At 73.5% G+C, this 17,385-nt stretch carries 12 protein-coding genes; 5 read left to right on the top strand and 7 right to left on the bottom strand.

Annotation, left to right across the window (positions count from 1 at the left end; genetic code table 11):
- Positions 1-2 precede the first annotated feature (2 nt).
- A complete protein-coding gene (locus ND486_RS26615; RefSeq protein WP_308215886.1) occupies positions 3-1,604 on the bottom strand; it encodes a carboxyl transferase domain-containing protein in 1,602 nt (533 codons plus the stop codon).
- Between the two features lie 304 nt (positions 1,605-1,908).
- Between ND486_RS26615 and ND486_RS26610 the strand changes: the two genes are divergently transcribed.
- The gene (locus tag ND486_RS26610; RefSeq protein ID WP_251787092.1) at positions 1,909-3,627 is read left to right on the top strand and encodes an AMP-binding protein; all 1,719 of its coding nucleotides are present in this window, start codon (positions 1,909-1,911) and stop codon (positions 3,625-3,627) included.
- 79 nt (positions 3,628-3,706) lie between these two features.
- Here the strand turns inward: ND486_RS26610 and ND486_RS26605 are convergent, their stop codons facing one another.
- The 3 genes from ND486_RS26605 to ND486_RS26595 all read right to left on the bottom strand — a co-directional run bounded on the left by ND486_RS26605 (position 3,707) and on the right by ND486_RS26595 (position 5,814).
- Positions 3,707-4,630: a DUF5996 family protein gene (locus tag ND486_RS26605; protein ID WP_251787091.1), complete on the bottom strand. Its 924-nt coding sequence runs from the start codon at positions 4,628-4,630 to the stop codon at positions 3,707-3,709.
- Between the two features lie 102 nt (positions 4,631-4,732).
- Positions 4,733-5,032 (bottom strand): GNAT family N-acetyltransferase, encoded by a 300-nt coding sequence (locus ND486_RS26600; protein ID WP_251787090.1) that lies wholly within the window; start codon positions 5,030-5,032, stop codon positions 4,733-4,735.
- Between the two features lie 35 nt (positions 5,033-5,067).
- The gene (locus ND486_RS26595; RefSeq protein WP_251787089.1) at positions 5,068-5,814 is read right to left on the bottom strand and encodes a flavodoxin family protein; all 747 of its coding nucleotides are present in this window, start codon (positions 5,812-5,814) and stop codon (positions 5,068-5,070) included.
- A gap of 81 nt (positions 5,815-5,895) precedes the next feature.
- Between ND486_RS26595 and ND486_RS26590 the strand changes: the two genes are divergently transcribed.
- On the top strand, positions 5,896-8,691 hold the full coding sequence (locus ND486_RS26590) for a LuxR family transcriptional regulator (protein WP_251787088.1): 2,796 nt from the start codon (positions 5,896-5,898) through the stop codon (positions 8,689-8,691).
- A 149-nt stretch (positions 8,692-8,840) separates the two neighbouring features.
- On the opposite strand, the gene araA is transcribed toward ND486_RS26590, so the two are convergent.
- From araA to araB, 3 genes are read right to left on the bottom strand one after another with little or no spacing between them, the layout of a single operon-like run.
- The gene (gene araA, locus ND486_RS26585) at positions 8,841-10,352 is read right to left on the bottom strand and encodes an L-arabinose isomerase (RefSeq protein ID WP_251787087.1); all 1,512 of its coding nucleotides are present in this window, start codon (positions 10,350-10,352) and stop codon (positions 8,841-8,843) included.
- A gap of 31 nt (positions 10,353-10,383) precedes the next feature.
- On the bottom strand, positions 10,384-11,070 hold the full coding sequence (locus ND486_RS26580) for an L-ribulose-5-phosphate 4-epimerase (RefSeq protein WP_251787086.1): 687 nt from the start codon (positions 11,068-11,070) through the stop codon (positions 10,384-10,386).
- Positions 11,067-12,770 carry a ribulokinase gene (araB, locus tag ND486_RS26575; protein WP_251787085.1) on the bottom strand — a complete coding sequence of 568 codons (1,704 nt, stop codon included), beginning with the start codon at positions 12,768-12,770 and terminating at the stop codon, positions 11,067-11,069. The genes ND486_RS26580 and araB overlap by 4 nt, the downstream gene beginning before the upstream one ends.
- Positions 12,771-13,329: 559 nt before the next feature.
- On the opposite strand from araB, the gene chvE reads away from it, so the two are divergent.
- The 3 genes from chvE to mmsB all read left to right on the top strand — a co-directional run bounded on the left by chvE (position 13,330) and on the right by mmsB (position 17,314).
- The gene (chvE, locus tag ND486_RS26570; RefSeq protein ID WP_285899351.1) at positions 13,330-14,460 is read left to right on the top strand and encodes a multiple monosaccharide ABC transporter substrate-binding protein; all 1,131 of its coding nucleotides are present in this window, start codon (positions 13,330-13,332) and stop codon (positions 14,458-14,460) included.
- Positions 14,461-14,549: 89 nt separating this feature from the next.
- Positions 14,550-16,067, top strand: a complete 1,518-nt coding sequence (locus ND486_RS26565; protein ID WP_251787153.1) for a sugar ABC transporter ATP-binding protein — start codon at positions 14,550-14,552, stop codon at positions 16,065-16,067.
- The gene (gene mmsB / locus ND486_RS26560; protein WP_251787083.1) at positions 16,064-17,314 is read left to right on the top strand and encodes a multiple monosaccharide ABC transporter permease; all 1,251 of its coding nucleotides are present in this window, start codon (positions 16,064-16,066) and stop codon (positions 17,312-17,314) included. Before ND486_RS26565 ends, mmsB begins: the two co-directional genes overlap by 4 nt.
- The last annotated feature ends 71 nt before the right edge of the window (positions 17,315-17,385 follow it).

The following is a 17,385-nucleotide window of genomic DNA, read 5'->3' as shown; positions in this document are numbered from 1 at the left end:
CCTCACATCCGGAAGACGCCGTAGCCACGCCGGCCGGCGACGATGTTCGAGTGCGCGGTCGACAGGGCGATGCCGAGCACGGTGCGGGTGTCGCGGGGGTCGATCAGGCCGTCGTCGTAGAGCCGGGCCGTGACGAAGAAGGCGTGCGACTCCTGCTCGATCTGGGCCTCGACGGCGGCGCGGTTGCGCTCGTCGGCCTCGGCGTCGAACTCCCGGCCCGACGACGCGGCGGACTGCCTGGCGACGATCGACATCACGCCGGCGAGCTGGGCGGCGCCCATGACGGCGAGCCGGGAGCCCGGCCAGGCGAACATCAGCCGCGGGTCGTAGGCGCGTCCGGACATGCCGTAGTTCCCGGCGCCGAAGGACGCGGCCAGGTTCAGCGTGATGTGCGGGACCTTGCTGTTCGCCACCGAGTTGATCATCTTGGAGCCGTCCTTGATGATCCCGCCCTGCTCGTAGCTCTTCCCCACCATGTAGCCGGTGGTGTTCTGCAGGAAGATCAGGGGCGTGTCGGTCTGGTTCGCCAGCTGGATGAACTCCGAGGCCTTCTTGGCCTCCTCGCTGAACAGCACGCCGCGGGCGTTGGCGAGGATGCCCACGGGGTAGCCGTGGATCGAGGCCCAGCCGGTGACGAGGCTGGTGCCCCACAGCGGCTTGTACTCGCCGAACCGGGAGCCGTCGACGACGCGGGCGACGACCTCGCGCGGGTCGAAGGGCACCTTGATGTCCGACGGCGCGATGCCCAGCAGCTCGTCGGGGTCGTGGACCGGCTCGTCGGCGGGCAGCGTGGGGCCGGGGCCGAGCTTGCGCCAGTTGAGCTCGGAGACGATCCGGCGCCCGATCCGGATGGCGTCGCGCTCGTCGACGGCGAAGTGGTCGCACAGGCCGGAGACCCTGGCGTGCATCGCGGCGCCGCCGAGCTCCTCGTCGTCGGACTCCTCCCCGGTGGCCATCCTCACCAGCGGCGGGCCGCCGAGGAACACCTTGGCCTGCCGGTCGACCATCACGGCGTGGTCGCACATGCCGGGCACGTAGGCGCCGCCCGCGGTGGAGTTGCCGAAGACGAGCGCGATGGTCGGGATCGCCATCGACGACAGCTCGGTCAGGTCGTGGAAGATCTTGCCCGCGGGCACGAACAGCTCGGACTGGGTGGGCAGGTCCGCCCCGCCGGACTCGACGAGGTTGATCGTGGGGAGCCGGTTGACGCGCGCGATCTCCAGGGCGCGCAGCGTCTTCCGCAGCGAGTACGGGTTCATCGCGCCACCGCGGACGGTGGGGTCGTGGGCGATGATCATGCACTCGACGCCGGAGACGACGCCGATCCCGGTCACGATGGAGGCGCCCACGGTGAACGGGGTGCCCCAGGCCGCCAGCGAGGACAGCTCGAGGAACGCGGCGTCGCGGTCGAGGAGCAGCTCGATGCGCTCCCGGACGAGCAGCCGACCGCGGTCGCGGTGGCGCTGCTGGTAGCGCTCGCCGCCCCCGGCGATGGCGGTCCGGACCTGCTCGTCGAGCTCGGCCAGGACCGTCTCCGCGTGCGCGCGGTTGGCGAGGTAGACCTCGTCCGAGGTGTCGAGCGCGGAGCGCAGGACGGTCGTCACGGGTGTCCCCCCTGGTCCGAGCGGGCCGGGCCCGGGCCGTGTTCCCGGAGGTCCCAGTGCCCGGAGCTCTCCCGAACGTCCACATCGACTCCTCTGCGCATTCGGCCGGGCGTCGTCGCCCGCAACGAGTGCATCGTCGTTCACTAACCATACCCGTGGCAAGTCCTGTCGCCACCACCGGCCGGGCCCGGCGCGGGCGCGTCCGGACCCGCGCGGGAGGCCCGGCCGCGGCGTCGCGCCGGTGCCTGCGGAAGTTGTGAACGACGAGTGACTACGGGCTTGTGGTCGGGGAGGTGATGCCGCGATGCTGTCCGCCTCAGGTGAGCTCGGCAAGGAGGCTGGTGTGGACCTGCAGGGACAGCTCGAGACGATCGATGTCACGCGTCTGCGCGGACGACGTGCGGTGAACCGGTGGGAGCGGACCTCGGTCGGGGACGTGTTCGAGCGCCTGACCTGGAGCTACCCCGAGAAGACCGCGATCACCGGCCGGCCCGGTGCCTACGGCGAGGAGCGGTTCGCCTCCGTCACCTACCGCGAGGCCGACGGGATCACCAGCCAGGTCGCCCACGCCCTCGCGGCCCGCGGTCTGGAGCCGGGTGCGCGGGTGCTGCTGTTCTGCGAGAACTCCGTCGAGGCCTACCTGGCCAAGGTCGGTGTCGCGAAGGCGGGCATGGTCGCCGTGCCGGTGAACCCGGCCCTCGCCCCGGACGTGCTCGAGCACCTGATCGGACAGGCCGAGCCGGGCCTGGCGATCGTCGATGCGGAGCTGTGGCCGCGGGCCGAGCAGGCGTTCGCCGCCACCGGGCTGCGGGTCGGTGCCACGATCACGATCGGCGGCGGGCCCGTCGCGGGGAGCCCGAGCTTCGGAGGCCTCCTCGAGGGTCTGCCGACGACCGAGCCCGACGTCGAGATCCACGCGGACGACATCTGGGAGATCCTCTACACCTCGGGCACCACGGCGATGCCCAAGGGCGTGATGATCTCGCACGGGTCGACCCACCTCGCCGCGCTGAACTTCACGGTCTCGCTCACCCGCGGCCTGCGGGTGGAGACCGACCTCAGGGTCGCCACCGCGCTCCCGGTGGTCTACCACGTCGGCGACCAGATCTTCACCTTCTCGGCGTTCCTGGCCGGTGGCTCCCTGGTGCTGGGCCGGCGCCCGCTGCCCGACCAGCTCGTGGCCACGATCGCCGACGAGCGCCCGACCGCGTTGTGGGCGGGCTCCCCGCAGTTCGTCGCCGCGATCGACGCCGTGGCGGAGCGGACCGGCGCGGACCTGTCCAGCCTGACCGTGCTGGTGTACGGCTGGGGTGCCCTCGAACCGGCCGTGTACGCGCGGCTGCAGGACCGGGCCCCCGGCCTCGTGGTGCTGGGCATCTTCGGGCAGACCGAGGCGATCGCCTGCCACCGGTTCTGGCCCGCCACGTGGAGCGAGGTCTACGCGCGGACGGCTCCGTCGGTGAACTACGTCGGCGTCCCGAGCCCGCTCCTCGCCTCCGACGTCGTCGACGAGACCGGGGTGTCGGTCCGGGACACCCCGCACGTCCCGGGCGAGGCGGTGTACCGCAGTCCCGTCGTCACCGCGGGCTACTACCTGAACGAGGAGGCCACACGGGAGGCGTTCCGCGGCGGCTGGTTCCACTCCGGGGACAGCGCAGCCGTCGACGAGGACGGTCTGCGGATCATGGTGGACCGCTTCAAGGACATCGTGAAATCCGGTGGGGAGAACGTCTCCAGCCTGCGGGTGGAGTCCGTCCTGCACGGGCACCCGGCCGTGGAGAAGGCGGCGGTGATCGGGCTGCCGCACCCCCACTGGGGCGAGGCCGTGACAGCGGTCGTCGTGCTGCGGGAGGGCGCGGAGGCCGACGCGGAGTCGATCATCGCGCACTGCCGGGCGACGCTGGGCGGGTACGAGACGCCGAAGGCGGTCGTGTTCGTGGACGGCCTGCCCGAGACCGTGGGCGGCAAGGTCCTGAAGTACCGGCTCCGCGCTCGGCACGGCGCCCTGTTCGAGCAGGTCTGAGCGCGCACGATGCGCCCGCCGGCGCGGCCGACCCGCGGCCGCGCCGGGGCGGTCCGCGGGACGACCGGCACGCCGTCGGTCACGCCCAGCGGAGTGGGTCGTCCTCCAGCGCGGAGCGGTCCCAGCGCCCGAGGTCCGCGGCGGCCGCGTAGGTCGTGCGGAGGAACTCGGCGACCGCGCGGTCCGGGTCCGGTGCGGCGCGGGCGATCTCGTAGGGCAGCAGGAACTGCTGGAAGTCCGCGCTGTAGAAGGCACCGTCGGGGCCGACCGGGGCCTCGGCGAAGCCGTCGGGCGCGGGGTAGGCGTAGGAGTAGAAGGCGCCCTCCTCGCCGCCACCGGGCCAGAAACCGCAGCTGGACAGCTCCCGCGAGTAGCCCTCGACCATGACCCAGTCGCCGCAGTTGGGCACCCCGCCCGGGTGCGGCGGCGCCGTCCGGCCGGAGAAGCGGGTGCAGGCCAGGTCCATGCCGCCCCAGAAGAAGTGCACCGGGCTGACCTTGCCGACGAAGTGCGACCGGAACTCACCGATCACCCGGTTCGCCTGCAGCAGCTGCCGCCAGAACAGGGTGGCCGCGTCGGCGTCGTAGGAGGCGTGGGTGTGGTCCTCGGCGAACGGGATCGCCGGGTCGACCTCGTTGGGGTGCGGCCGGATCGGCGCGGAGACGCCGAGCCTGCCGAGCACGTCCAGGACCTTGCCGTAGAACTCGGCGACCGGCATCGGCGCCAGCCCGAAGCCGAGCGCGCCGCCGTCGCTGCTGCGGACCTCGAGCCGGTGGCCCAGCAGGTCCAGCTCGATCTCGAAGGCCCCGGTGCCGAACGGGACCGCCGACGTCGTCAGCCCGCGCGGGCCCACGTACAGCGTCACCTGCCACCAGTGGTTGAGCAGCGGGGCGTGGGCCATGCGGATCTTGCCCACGATCTGGGTCCACATGTGCAGGGTCTCGCGGGTGGCGGTCCAGTCCGCCACGCGCAGGCTCGGCCAGCTCGTCGTCGTGCTGCTCATCGGGTCTCCTCGTGGGTCGGCCGGGACCGGGAACCCGGTCCCGGCGGTGACGCGGCCCGGAGCGGTGTCCGTCGGGCGCGCGGATGCGGTGTCGGCGACCGGTCAGTCGGTGACCGTGCTGGTCGCCCGGTACTCGAGGTGGGCGAGCTCGGGACGGCGTGCCAGCCAGGCGGCGACGAACGGGCAGACCGCGAGTACCCGCAGCCCGTCGGCCTGCGCCGACGCGATGCCCTCGCGGGCCAGTGCCGATCCCACCCCGCGTCCCTCGAAGGCCGGGTCGACCTCGGTGTGCACGAAGGCGACGAGTTCCGGTGTGCGTGCGTACGCGGCGACGCCGGCGAGCGTCCCGCCGTCGTGGGCCTCGAACCTGTTCGCGGAGCGGTTGTCGGTGACGACGATCATGTGGGGCCTCTCTCGGTGCTCGGCCGTCGCCCGCGTCAGCGGTACTCGGGGTTGGTGTGCCCGGGGTGGGTGCCGTCGTCCCAGGCCGTGCGCTGGTTGCCGTGGGCAGGGAACCCACCCGCGCCCCGGATCATCGCAGCGAGGTGCATCAGGTTGTAGGTCATGAACGCGATGTTGCGGTTGGTGAAGTCGTTCTCCGGACCACCCGAACCCTCGTCCAGGTAGGACGGGCCGGGGCCGACCTCGCCGAGCCAGCCGGCGTCGGCCTGGGGCGGGACGGTGAACCCGATGTGCTGGAGGCTGTAGAGGATGTTCATCGCGCAGTGCTTGAGGCCGTCCTCGTTGCCGGTGAGCAGGCACCCGGCGACGCGGCCGTAGTAGGCGTACTGGCCGCGGGGGTTGAGCACGCCCGAATGGCCGTACAGGCGCTCGATCACCCGCTTCGTCACGGAGCTGTTGTCGCCCAACCAGATCGGCCCGCCGATGACGAGGATGTCGGCGGCGAGGACGCGGTCGAGCAGTGCGGGCCACGCGTCGGTGTCCCAGCCGTGCTCGGTCATGTCGGGGCGGACGCCGGGGGCGATGTCGTGGTCGACGGCGCGGAACCGGTCGACGGCGACCCCGTTCGCCTCCATGATCGCGATGCTGCGGTCGATGACGCCCTGGGTGTGGCTACGGCCGGGGGAGCGGTTGAGGGTGCAGTTGACGTAGGTCGCGCGGAGCCCGGTGAAGTCGGGGCTCCCGGACGGCGCGAACGCATCGGTGGGTGCGGGGCGGGTCACCCGGCGAGTGTCGGGTCCGGCCGGTTCCGGCGGATCGGTCACCGGATCGGTCGCCGGGACGATCCGGACGACGTGGTTACGGTGGTGCGACGGATCGGCCGTGCCACGGTCGCCGGCGGGACGGGGCTGCGGGGGGTCATGGAGCTGTTCGGGCGGCGTACCGAGACCGCGGCGCTGGAACGGCTGCTGGCACGCGCGGCCGGCGGCGCGGGTGCGGCGCTCGTGCTGTGGGGGGAGCCGGGAATCGGCAAGACCGCACTGGTCGACCACGTCGTCGACGTCGCGTCCGGGGTCACGGTGCTCCGGACCCGGGGCACCCGGATCGAGACGGGGCTCGCCTTCGGCGCACTGCACGCGCTGCTGTGGCCGGTGCTGGACCGGCTCGACGAGCTCCCGGACCCGCAGGCCGCCGCGCTGCGCGGCGCGTTCGGGATCAGCCGGGACCCGGCCAACCGGTTCCTCATCGGCGCGGCCGTGGTGTCGCTGCTCTCCGGCCTGGCCCGGGAGCGGCCGGTGCTCGTCGTCGTCGACGACGCGCAGTGGGTCGACGAGGCGACGGCGCACTGTCTGGGCTTCCTCGCGCGCCGGGTACGGACCGAGCCGGTCGTGGTGATCCTGACCGACCACGCGGACCCGTCCCCGGGCCCCTGGGACGGGGTGCCGGCGCTGGAGGTCGTGGGCCTCACCGACGACGCCGCCCGCCGGCTGGTCGCCGCCGCCGTCCCCGGCGCCGACGAGGCCCTCGTCGAGGGCACGGTCGCGACGGCGGGGGGCAACCCGCTCGCGCTGCAGGAACTGCCCACCGTCGGGCGCGACGCCGGCGACGGGGCGTCCGGGGAGCCGATGCCGGTGGGACCCCGGCTGCGGCAGGCGTTCTGCGCCCGTGCCGAGGCGCTGAAACCGGCCACCCGGGCGTTGCTGCTGCTGGCGGCCGCCGAGGGTCGGGGCGACCGGCACGTCGTCGACCGGGCCGGTGCCGGGTGGGGTGTCGACGCCTCCACCTGGGACGAGGCGCTGCGCTCCGGCCTGCTGCAGGCCTCGGGCGCCCGCCTCCGGTTCCGCCACCCGCTGGTCCCGGCCGCCCTCTACGACGGCGCCCCCTTCGCGGACCGCCGGGCCGCGCACCGTGCGCTGGCCGCGGCGCTGCCGACCGAGGCCACCGAGCACCGTGCCTGGCACCTGGCGGCCGCCGCGGACGGCGCCGACGAGGATGTCGCGGTGCTGCTGGAGCAGGCGGCCGCCCGGTGCCTGGAGCGTAGCGCCGGCCCACTGGCGGCACGCACGCTTCGGCGGGCCGCCGACCTGTCACCGGACCCCGCGGACGCCGCGCGCCGGCTGGCGGTCGCCGCCCGCGCCGCCTGGGACGCCGGCGACGCCGAGGGGGCCCGGCGGCTGCTCGACGACGCCGAGCGCCTGGGCGGGGTGGAGCCCGTCGTGCGGCGCAGCGGCGGGCTGCGCGGGATCCTCGAGTTCACCGTCGGCCTCTCCGAGCGCGCCCACCACTACCTGGTGGGGGACATGGCCGTCGTCGACGGGACGCGCACGGCGATGGAGCTGGGCACGGTGGCGGCCCGCGCGGCGTGGTCGGCGGGCCGCCCGGACCTGCAGCAGGCGGCGCTGCAGCGGCTGCTCGCCCTCGACCCCGACGGCGAGCCGGCACCGGTCATGCCCACGCTGCGGTCCTGGTGGGCCTGCTACGACGGGACCGGCCGGGCCGCCGGGCCGCTCCCGGCCCCGGAGGCCGACACCGTCGGCCTGCTCGGGAACGTGCCGTGGGAGTTGCTGCCGCCCGTGCCGCTGGCCCAGGCCTGTGGGGTCGAGGGGCCCCTGCACGACGTGCTGCGGATGCAGGCCGCGCAGCTGCGGCGGCGGCACGAGCTCGCCGCGCTCGCGATGGTCCTCGCGCAGAGCGCGGTCCTCGACGCCTCGGCGGGCCGGTGGGAGACGGCCGAGGCCGGAGCCACCGAGGGCCTGCGGCTGGCCGAGGAGGTCGGAGCGGACCACGTGGCGAGCCAGTGCCGACTCTGTCTGGCCAACCTGGCCGCGGCCCGCGGTGACGCCCCCGGACTGGACGGCCACACCACCCGGGCGCTTGCCGTCTCGGTCCGGCAGGGGGTGCGCGCGCTCACCGCGTCGGCGTACTGGGTGCGGGGCCGGGCCGCGCTGTTCGAGGGCAGGCCCCGCGACGCCCTGCTCCACCTGATGCCGCTCGACGAGCCCGGCCACGAGGCCGCCCACCCCACGTTCGCGCTGCTCGCCGCCCCGGACACCGCCGAGGCCGCCACGCAGGAGGGCCGCACGGAGACGGCCGCGGCCCGGCTGGTGGCCGTCGAGACGTGGGCCCGGCGGACCGGCGCCCACTGGGCCCGGACCGCCGCCCACCGTCTCCGCGCCCTCGCCGCCGGCGGCCCGGACACGGAGGCCGCGTTCCGGGCCGCGCTCGACGGCGCGGGTACCGACCCGGATCCGTTCGAGCAGGCCCGCACCCGGCTGCTGTACGGCGAGTGGCTGCGGCGGGTCCGCCGGCGCGCCGACGCCCGGCACGAGCTCACCGGGGCGGCCGAGACCTTCGCCCGCCTCGGCGCGGCGCCGCTGCGGGCCCGGGCGGTCCGGGAGCTGGGCCTGGCCGCGCAGTCCGGGGCGCGGCACGAGCCGGCCGGGGCCGGGCTCACCGCCCAGGAGCTGCGGGTCGCCCAGCTGGCCGCCGAGGGGCTCACCAACCGGGAGATCGCGGCCCGGCTGCTGATCAGCCACCGCACGGTCGGGCACCATCTGGGCAGCGTCTACCCCAAGCTCGGCGTCACCTCCCGTGCCGAGCTCGCGCGGATCGACATGGCGGGCGACCTGAGGTTGCGCACCACCGGGGGCGGGGAGTGACCCGGTCCGCCGGCCGGTGACCGATCGCGCGCCGGCTCGCGTCGGAAGCGAGCCGTCCCTCCCTGCCGCGGGCGGGCGCGTCCCCGTCCCGGACCACGGTGCCGGCCACCCGTCGGAGGCGGCCGGCACCGGGGCCGGGGGGGCGGAGCTCAGAAGCCCCGCGCGAGCCGGTGGTAGGCGTTGTTCCAGCGCAGCTCGTGCAGGAAGGTCCGCGGGCTCGTGGTGTCGCCGATGTGCACCAGCTCGGTCCCGACGATCTCGGCCAGGTCGTCGAGGGCCTCGACGCCCACGGCGGTCGACAGCACCGTGTGGTGCGGACCGCCCGCCATCAGCCAGCACTCGGCCGAGGTCGCCAGCGACGGCTCCGGGACCCAGGTCGCCGTCGCCACCGGCAGCCTCGGCATGGGCTCGTCCGGGTCGACGACCTCGACGTCGTTGCTGACCAGGCGGAAGCGCTCCCCGAGGTCGCAGATGCCGAGCACCACGCCCGGGCCCGGGTCGGCGGTGAACCGCAGCCGGACCGGGTCCTCGCGCCCGCCGATGCCCAGCGGGTGGATCTCCAGCGACGGCCGGGACCCGGTGATGCTCGGGCAGACCTCCAGCATGTGCGCCCCGAGGATGCGTTCGCGGCCGGGCCGCAGGTGGTAGGTGTAGTCCTCCATGAACGACGTGCCGCCGGGCAGCCCGGTGGCGACGACCTTCACCGCGCGCAGCATCGCCGCGGTCTTCCAGTCGCCCTCGGCGCCGAAGCCGTAGCCGTCGGCCATCATGCGCTGCACCGCGAGACCGGGTAGCTGGCGCAGTCCGCCGAGGTCCTCGAAGTTCGTGGTGAACGCCTGCGCGCCCGCCGACTCCAGGAACGAGCGCAGCCCGATCTCGACCCGCGCGCCGTAGCGGAGCGCCTCGTGCCGGTCGCCGTCGGGGAGCAGCTCGGGGACGACGGCGTAGACCTCGGCGTACTCGGCGACGAGCTTGTCGACATCGGTGTCGGGGACCTGGTCGACGACGGCGACGAGGTCGTTCACGCCGTAGGTCTGCACCGACATCCCGAAGACCCGGGTGGCCTCGACCCGGTCGCCGTCGGTCACGGCGACGTCGCGCATGGAGTCGCCGAACCGGACCAGCCGCAGCGCGCGCAGCTCGGCGGCACCGGCGGCCGCGCGGGTCCAGGTCCCGATGCGGTCCCGGAGCACCGGGTCGGAGACGTGCCCGGCGACGGTCTTGCGGGCCAGGCCGAGCCGGGTCTGGACGTAGCCGAACTCGCGGTCGCCGTGCGCGGCCTGGTTGAGGTTCATGAAGTCCATGTCGATCTCCGACCAGGGGAGGTCGACACCGGCCTGGGTGTGCAGGTGCAGCAGCGGGCGGGTCAGGGCCTCGAGCCCGGGGATCCACATCTTCGCCGGGGAGAAGGTGTGCATCCAGGTGATGACGCCGAGGCAGCGGTCGTCGGCGTTGGCCTCCAGGCAGATCCGCCGGATGGCGTCGGCGTCGGTGAGGACGGGTTTCCACACCACCCGCACCGGGATCTCGTCGGCGGCGTCGAGCCGGTCGGCGACGACCTTCGACTGGTCGGCGACCTGGGCGAGGGTCTCCTCGCCGTAGAGGCTCTGGCTCCCGGTCAGGAACCAGACCTCGTAGCTGTCGAGCAGCGAGCCACTCATGGGACATTCCTCCTTCGGGGGCCTGCAGCGCTCAGCGCTGCCCGTAGACGTTCTGGTAGCGGTCCCAGAGGCTGTCGATCTCGTCCTGGGGGATCGGCACGGTGTCGCCGAGCTGGCGGGCGAGGTGCACGGTGCGGGCGACGTCCTCGCACATCACCGCGGCCTTCACCGCGGCGCGGGCGTCGGCGCCGATGGTGAACACGCCGTGGTTCTGCATGATCACGGCGGGGGAGCGGCTGCCGGTCAGGGTCTCGACGACGCCGCGGCCGATCGACTCGTCGCCGATCAGCGAGAACGGGCCGACCGGGATGTCCCCGCCGAACTCGTCGCTCATCGCGGTGAGCACGCACGGGATCGGCTCGGCGCGCGCCGCCCACGCGCTGGCGTAGGTGGAGTGGGTGTGCACCACGCCGCCCACCCCGGGCATGGCCCGGTAGACGTGGGCGTGCGCCGAGGTGTCCGACGACGGCGTCAGGTCGCCCTCGACCGGGGTGCCGTGCAGGTCGCACAGCACCATGGTCTGCGGGGTCAGGTCGTCGTAGGAGACCCCGCTGGGCTTGATGACCATCAGGTCGTGGCCGGGGACGCGGGCCGAGACGTTGCCCGCCGTCCAGACGACCAGCCCGTAGCGGACCAGCTCGGCGTGCAGCGCGCACACCTGCTCGCGCAGCCGCGCCACGGTGGCGGCGACGCCGGGGGAGGCCAGGGTGTCGGTCATGCGTCGAGGTCTCCTTCTCGCTGGGCGCGCGCCTCGCGGCGGATCGCGCGCAGGCGGTGCATCACGTCGTCGCCGCCCCGGCCGAAGTGGTCGTGCAGGCGCGTGTACTCGGCGAACAGGGCGTCGTAGGACTTCGCCGACTCCTCGTCGGGCAGGTGTGCGCCCTCCCGGACGCGGCCCATCGCGGCGGCCGCGGTGGGCATGTCGGGGTGGACCCCCGCGGCGACGGCCGCGTGGATCGCCGAGCCCAGGGCCGGGCCCTGCCCGGTCTCGACGACGGTGAGCGGCAGCCGGGTCACGTCGGCGTAGATCTGCATGAGCAGGGCGTTCCGGGTGAGCCCGCCGGAGACGATCAGCTCGGTCACCGGGACGCCGGAGGCCGCGAAGGTCTCCACGATCATCCGGGTGCCGAACGCGGTGGCCTCCAGCAGCGCCCGGTAGGTGTCCTCGGGCCGGGTCGCGAGGGTCTGCCCGACGACGACGCCGGACAGCTCGTGGTCCACCAGCACCGACCGGTTGCCCGAGTGCCAGTCCAGCGCGACGAGCCCGTGCTCGCCGACCGCCTGCCCGGCGGCCAGCTCCGTCAGGTACTCGTGCACGCCGAGCCCCCGCGCCCGGGCGGCCTCGTGGTGGGCGGGCGGCACGCCGTGCTCGACGAACCAGCCGAAGATGTCGCCGACGCCGCTCTGCCCGGCCTCGTAGCCCCAGAGCCCGGAGACGATGCCGCCGTCGACGACGCCGCACATCCCGGGCACCTCGCGCAGCACGTCGGAGCTCATGACATGGCAGGTGCTGGTTCCCATGATCGCGACCATCTGCCCGGGCCGGACGGCGTTCGCCGCGGCGGCGGTGACGTGGGCGTCGACGTTGCCGACGGCGACCGCGATGCCCTCGGGCAGCCCGGTCCAGCCTGCCGCCTCGGCGGTCAGCGTCCCGGCGACGGCGCCCAGCTCACCGATCTCGTGGGCGACCTTGGTCTCGGCGAACCCGGCGAAGGCCGGGTTCAGCGCACCGAGGAAGTCCCGGCCGGGATAGACGCCGTCCTGCAGGATCCCCTTGTACCCGGCCGAGCAGGCGTTGCGGACGTAGCGGCCGCACAGCTGCCAGACGATCCAGTCCGCGGCCTCGACCCAGCGCTCGGTCCTGGCGTAGACCGCAGGGGCCTCCTCCAGGATCTGCAGACCCTTCGCGAACTCCCACTCCGAGGAGATGAACCCGCCGTAGCGGGGGAGCCAGGTCTCGCCCCGCTCGGCGGCGAGGGCGTTGATGCGGTGGGCCTGCGGCTGGGCGGCGTGGTGGCGCCAGAGCTTGGTGTACGCGTGCGGCTCGTCGGCGAGGTCGGGCACCTCGTTCAGCGGGGTGCCGTCGCGCAGGGTCGGGACCATGGTGCAGGCGGTGAAGTCGGTGGCGATGCCGACCACCCGCGCCGGGTCCACCCCGGCGGCGGCGACCGCCTCGGGGACGGCGCGGCGCAGGACGTCGACGTAGTCCGACGGCACCTGCAGCGCCCAGTCCGGTGGCAGGCGCACGTCCGGCCGGCCCGGCAGGGCGTCGGTGAGGACGGCGTGGGTGTAGGCGTGGACGGCGGTGCCGAGCTCGGCCCCGTCGGCGGCACGGACGACGACCGCCCGTCCGGACAGCGTCCCGAAGTCGACGCCCACGACGAGGGCGTCGGCGGGGTCGACCGGTGGTCGGATCATGAGCACTTCCTCGGGTCACGAAACGGCCGGCCGAGCGATCGGACGGCACGCGAATGTTATCGCTAACAGCAGTCGAACTCAACGGTCCGACCGCAGCAACTGTCCACGGCGGGGTCGATCGTGCGGCACGTTCACCTGGTGCGCGTCGTCGTCGGTCGGGGCGTCGGGACCGGTCGCCGGGCCGGGCGCGGGCCGGTGCCGGCGGCCGGGCTGCGCCGGCGTGGGGGACGTCGGGGGTGTTGGCGGTCGCGGCGGCGACGGCCCGGCGCGCACCGTTCCGGGTCGGGTCGGGAACCGCGGTCATGGCCCCACGGTTCTCCGGCTGGTGTTAACCCTCACGTGGTTGGGAACGTTCGCATCGTCGTGGGCGCCGCGCCGCATCGGGCGATGGCCGGCCCGAGACTGATCGACTCTGTTCAGGGCAGTGCATAACGGACGGATAACGGAACTTCCGTCGATCATCAGTGATGGTTAACGTTCACATCCCGGACTCTCCCGACCTGACCGGGGAGACCCGCCCGCTGCCGTCTCGACGAGGAGATCGCCTGTGTTCACGAGGATGCGCACCGTCGCCGTCGGTGCCCTGCTGGTGCTGGGACTGGCCGCCTGCGGGGGCCAGGGAGCCGGGGGAGGTGGCGGCGCGGGGGCGGGTGCGGCACCCGGTGACTTGACGGTCGGCGTGTCGATGCCGACCCAGACCTCCGAGCGATGGATCGCCGACGGCAACGCCGTCCGCGACCAGCTCACCGCGGCCGGCTACCAGGTCGACCTGCAGTACGGCGGCGACGACATCCCGACCCAGTCCCAGCAGATCGACCAGATGGTGACCAGCGGTGCGGACCTGCTGATCGTCGCGGCCATCGACGGGACCGCCCTGTCCGGGCAGTTGCAGGCGGCCAAGGACGCCGGCATCCCGGTCATCGCCTACGACCGGCTGATCCGGCAGAGCCCGAACGTCGACTTCTACGTCACCTTCGACAACTTCCAGGTCGGCGTCGCCCAGGCGAAGGCGCTGCTGCGCGGCATGGGCCTGCAGGACGCCGACGGGGCGCCCGGCCCGAAGAAGGGCCCGGTCGTCGTCGAGCTGTTCGCGGGCTCCCTCGACGACAACAACGCCTTCTACTTCTTCGACGGCGCCATGTCGGTGCTGAAGCCGTTGATCGACAACGGCACGATCCGGGTCAAGAGCGGCCAGACGACGATCGAGCAGACCGCCACGCTGCGCTGGGGCCAGGAGACGGCCCAGAAGCGGATGGAGGACCTGCTCACCTCCACCTACAACGACGGCAGCCGGCCCGACGGCGTCCTGTCGCCCTTCGACGGCATCTCCCGTGGCGTCATCACCGCCCTGCAGAACGCGGGCTTCGGCACCGCGGCCAAGCCGATGCCGACCGTCACCGGGCAGGACGCCGAGATCGCCTCGGTCAAGCTGATCGACGACGGGGTGCAGAGCTCCACGGTCTTCAAGGACACCCGCAAGCTCGCCGAGCAGGCCGTCGTGGCCGCGAAGGCGTTCCTCGGCGGCGGCACCCCGGAGGCGAACGACACCACCACCTACGACAACGGGGTGAAGGTCGTGCCGTCCTACCTGCTGCCGGTCCGGACGGTGTTCAAGGCCGACATCCGGCAGGTCCTCGTCGACTCGGGCTACTACACCGCCGAGGACGTCGCCCGCGGCCGCCAGGGCTGAGCCCGTCGAGCCGGCCCGACCCTTCCGCAACGGAGGACGACGTGACCGACCACCACCCCGGCGGCGACCCGCCGGACAACATCCTCGAGATGCGCGCCATCACCAAGACCTTCCCGGGGGTGACCGCGCTGTCGGAGGTCTCGCTCGCCGTGCGCCGCGGCGAGATCCACGCGATCTGCGGCGAGAACGGCGCCGGGAAGTCGACGCTGATGAAGGTGCTCTCCGGGGTGCATCCCGCAGGCACCTACGACGGCGAGATCGTCCTCCACGGCCGGCCTGCCCGGTTCGCCGGGATCCGCGACTCCGAGGCCGACGGTGTCGTGATCATCCACCAGGAGCTCGCACTGGTGCCGCACCTGTCGATCGCCGAGAACGTGTTCCTCGGCAACGAGCGGCGCGGCCGGCTGGGACTGGTCGACTGGCGGCGTACCCACGCCGAGGCCGCCCGCCTGCTCGCCGAGGTGGGCCTCACCGAGAACCCGGCGACGCCGGTCGGGCGGCTCGGCGTCGGCAAGCAGCAGCTCGTCGAGATCGTCAAGGCGATGACCAAGGACGTGCGGCTGCTCGTCCTCGACGAGCCCACCGCCGCGCTCAACGACACCGACTCCGCCCACCTGCTCGAGCTGATCCGGCGCTTCCGCGACAACGGCATCACCTCGATCATCATCTCGCACAAGCTCGACGAGATCGTCGCGATCGCCGACCGCACCACCGTCGTCCGCGACGGCCGGACCGTCGAGACCTTCACCGTCGCCGACGAGCCGGCCCCGCGGAACCGCATCATCCGCGGGATGGTCGGGCGTGACCTCACCTCCTTCTACCCGGACCGCGCGAGCAGCCCGGGGGAGGAGCTGCTGCGGATCAGTGACTGGACGGTGTGGCACCCGACCCAGGACCGCAAGGTCGTCGACGCCGCGTCGCTGTCGGTGCGGGCCGGGGAGGTCGTCGGCATCGCCGGGCTGATGGGGGCGGGCCGCACCGAGCTCGCGATGAGCGTGTTCGGGCGGTCCTGGGGCCGCGACGTCAGCGGCACCCTGCGGGTCGGGGGCCGCGAGGTCCGCGCCCGCTCGGTGCCGGAGGCAATCGAGGCCGGGCTGGCCTACGTCACCGAGGACCGCAAGCACCTCGGCCTGAACCTGGTCGACGACATCCGGCGCAACGTCTCCGGCGCGGGCCTGCGCCGGCTCGCCCGCCACGGCTGGGTCGACGGCGACGCCGAGCTGCGTGTCGCCGAGTCCTACCGGCGCGACCTCGGTATCCGGGCGGCGAGCACCAGCGTCGGGGTCGGGACCCTGTCCGGGGGCAACCAGCAGAAGGTGGTGCTGGCCAAGTGGCTGTTCACCGAGCCGGACGTGCTGATCCTCGACGAGCCGACCCGCGGGATCGACGTCGGCGCCCGCTACGAGATCTACGTGATCATCAACCGGCTCGTGGAGGCCGGCAAGGCGGTCCTGGTGATCTCCTCCGAGCTGCCCGAGCTCCTGGGGATCTGCGACCGCGTCTACACCCTGTCGGCCGGACGGATCACCGGAGAGGTGCCGGTCGCCGAGGCCACCCAGGAGGGCCTGATGGCCCTCATGACCCAGGAGGCGGAGAGCTCCGCATGACCAGCACCCTCCCGAAGAAGGACCCCTCCTCCGACGAGCGTCCCGGCGCCGGTGCGGCGGCCCTGCACTCCGGCACGAGCGACCTGCGACGACTGCTGGCCGGCAACGTCCGCCAGAGCGGCATCGTGATCGCGTTCGTGGCGATCGTCGCGCTGTTCGCGGTCCTCACCGGCGGCGTCTCGCTCAGCCCCGGCAACATCACCAACATCGTCCTGCAGTACTCCTACATCCTGGTCCTCGCGATCGGGATGGTGATCGTCATCGTCGGCGGGCACATCGACCTCTCGGTGGGGTCGGTGGTCGCGCTGACCGGCGCGGTCGCCGCGGTGCTGGTGATCGGCGGCGGGCTGCCCTGGTGGGTCGGCGTCGTCGCGGCCGTCGGCGTCGGCGTACTGGTCGGTGTCTGGCACGGTTTCTGGGTCGCCTACGTCGGCATCCCCGCCTTCATCGTCACCCTCGCCGGGATGCTGCTGTTCCGCGGGCTGACCCTGCAGGTGCTGGGCAACATCTCGCTCTCGCCGTTCCCCGCGGGCTACCAGCAGATCGCGGGCGGCTTCCTCAACGGGCTCATCGGCGGCCAGGGCTACGACGCCTTCACCGTCCTGATCGCCGCGCTCGGCGTCGCCGGGTACGCGGTGCTCGCCTACCGGAGCCGGGTCGCGAAGGTGCTCGACCTGCAACAGGTCGAGTCCTTCCCGCTGTTCGCCTGCCGGATCGCACTCGTCGGGCTGGTCGTCATGGCGTTCGCCTGGCAGCTGGCCTCCTCCCGCGGGCTGCCCGTGGTGCTGGTCGTGCTCTCGGTGCTGGTGCTCGCCTACGGGCTGCTCACCCGCCGCACGGTGTTCGGCCGGCACGTCTACGCCCTCGGCGGCAACGCGGCCGCGGCCCGGCTGTCCGGGGTGCGGGTCCGCGCCGTCACGTTCTGGATCTTCGTGAACATGGGCTTCCTGGCCGGCGTCGCCGGGGTCATCTACTCGGCGCGGTCCAACGGCGCCCAGCCCGCGGCGGGCACCATGTTCGAGCTCGACGCGATCGCCGCCGCGTTCATCGGCGGCGCCGCGGTGACCGGCGGGGTCGGGACCGTGGTCGGCGCGCTGGTCGGTGGCCTGATCATGGCCGTGATGAGCAACGGCATGCAGCTCATGGGCGTCGACCAGTCCGTGCAGTCGGTCGTGAAGGGACTCGTGCTGCTGTTCGCCGTCGCGTTCGACGTGTGGAACAAGCGCCGCGCCCGCGGCGACGCCTGACCGCGTACGGGTGCGACGACCGGCGGGGCCGGCCGCGCGCCGGGGGGCGGCCCGCCGCGCGCGGGGGGGGG

The sequence above is a fragment of the Pseudonocardia sp. DR1-2 genome, assembly GCF_023717215.1.
GTDB classification, from domain to species: domain Bacteria; phylum Actinomycetota; class Actinomycetes; order Mycobacteriales; family Pseudonocardiaceae; genus Pseudonocardia; species Pseudonocardia alni.
Note: the sequence above shows the minus strand (reverse complement) of the source record. Positions and strands in the feature narration are given on the sequence as shown.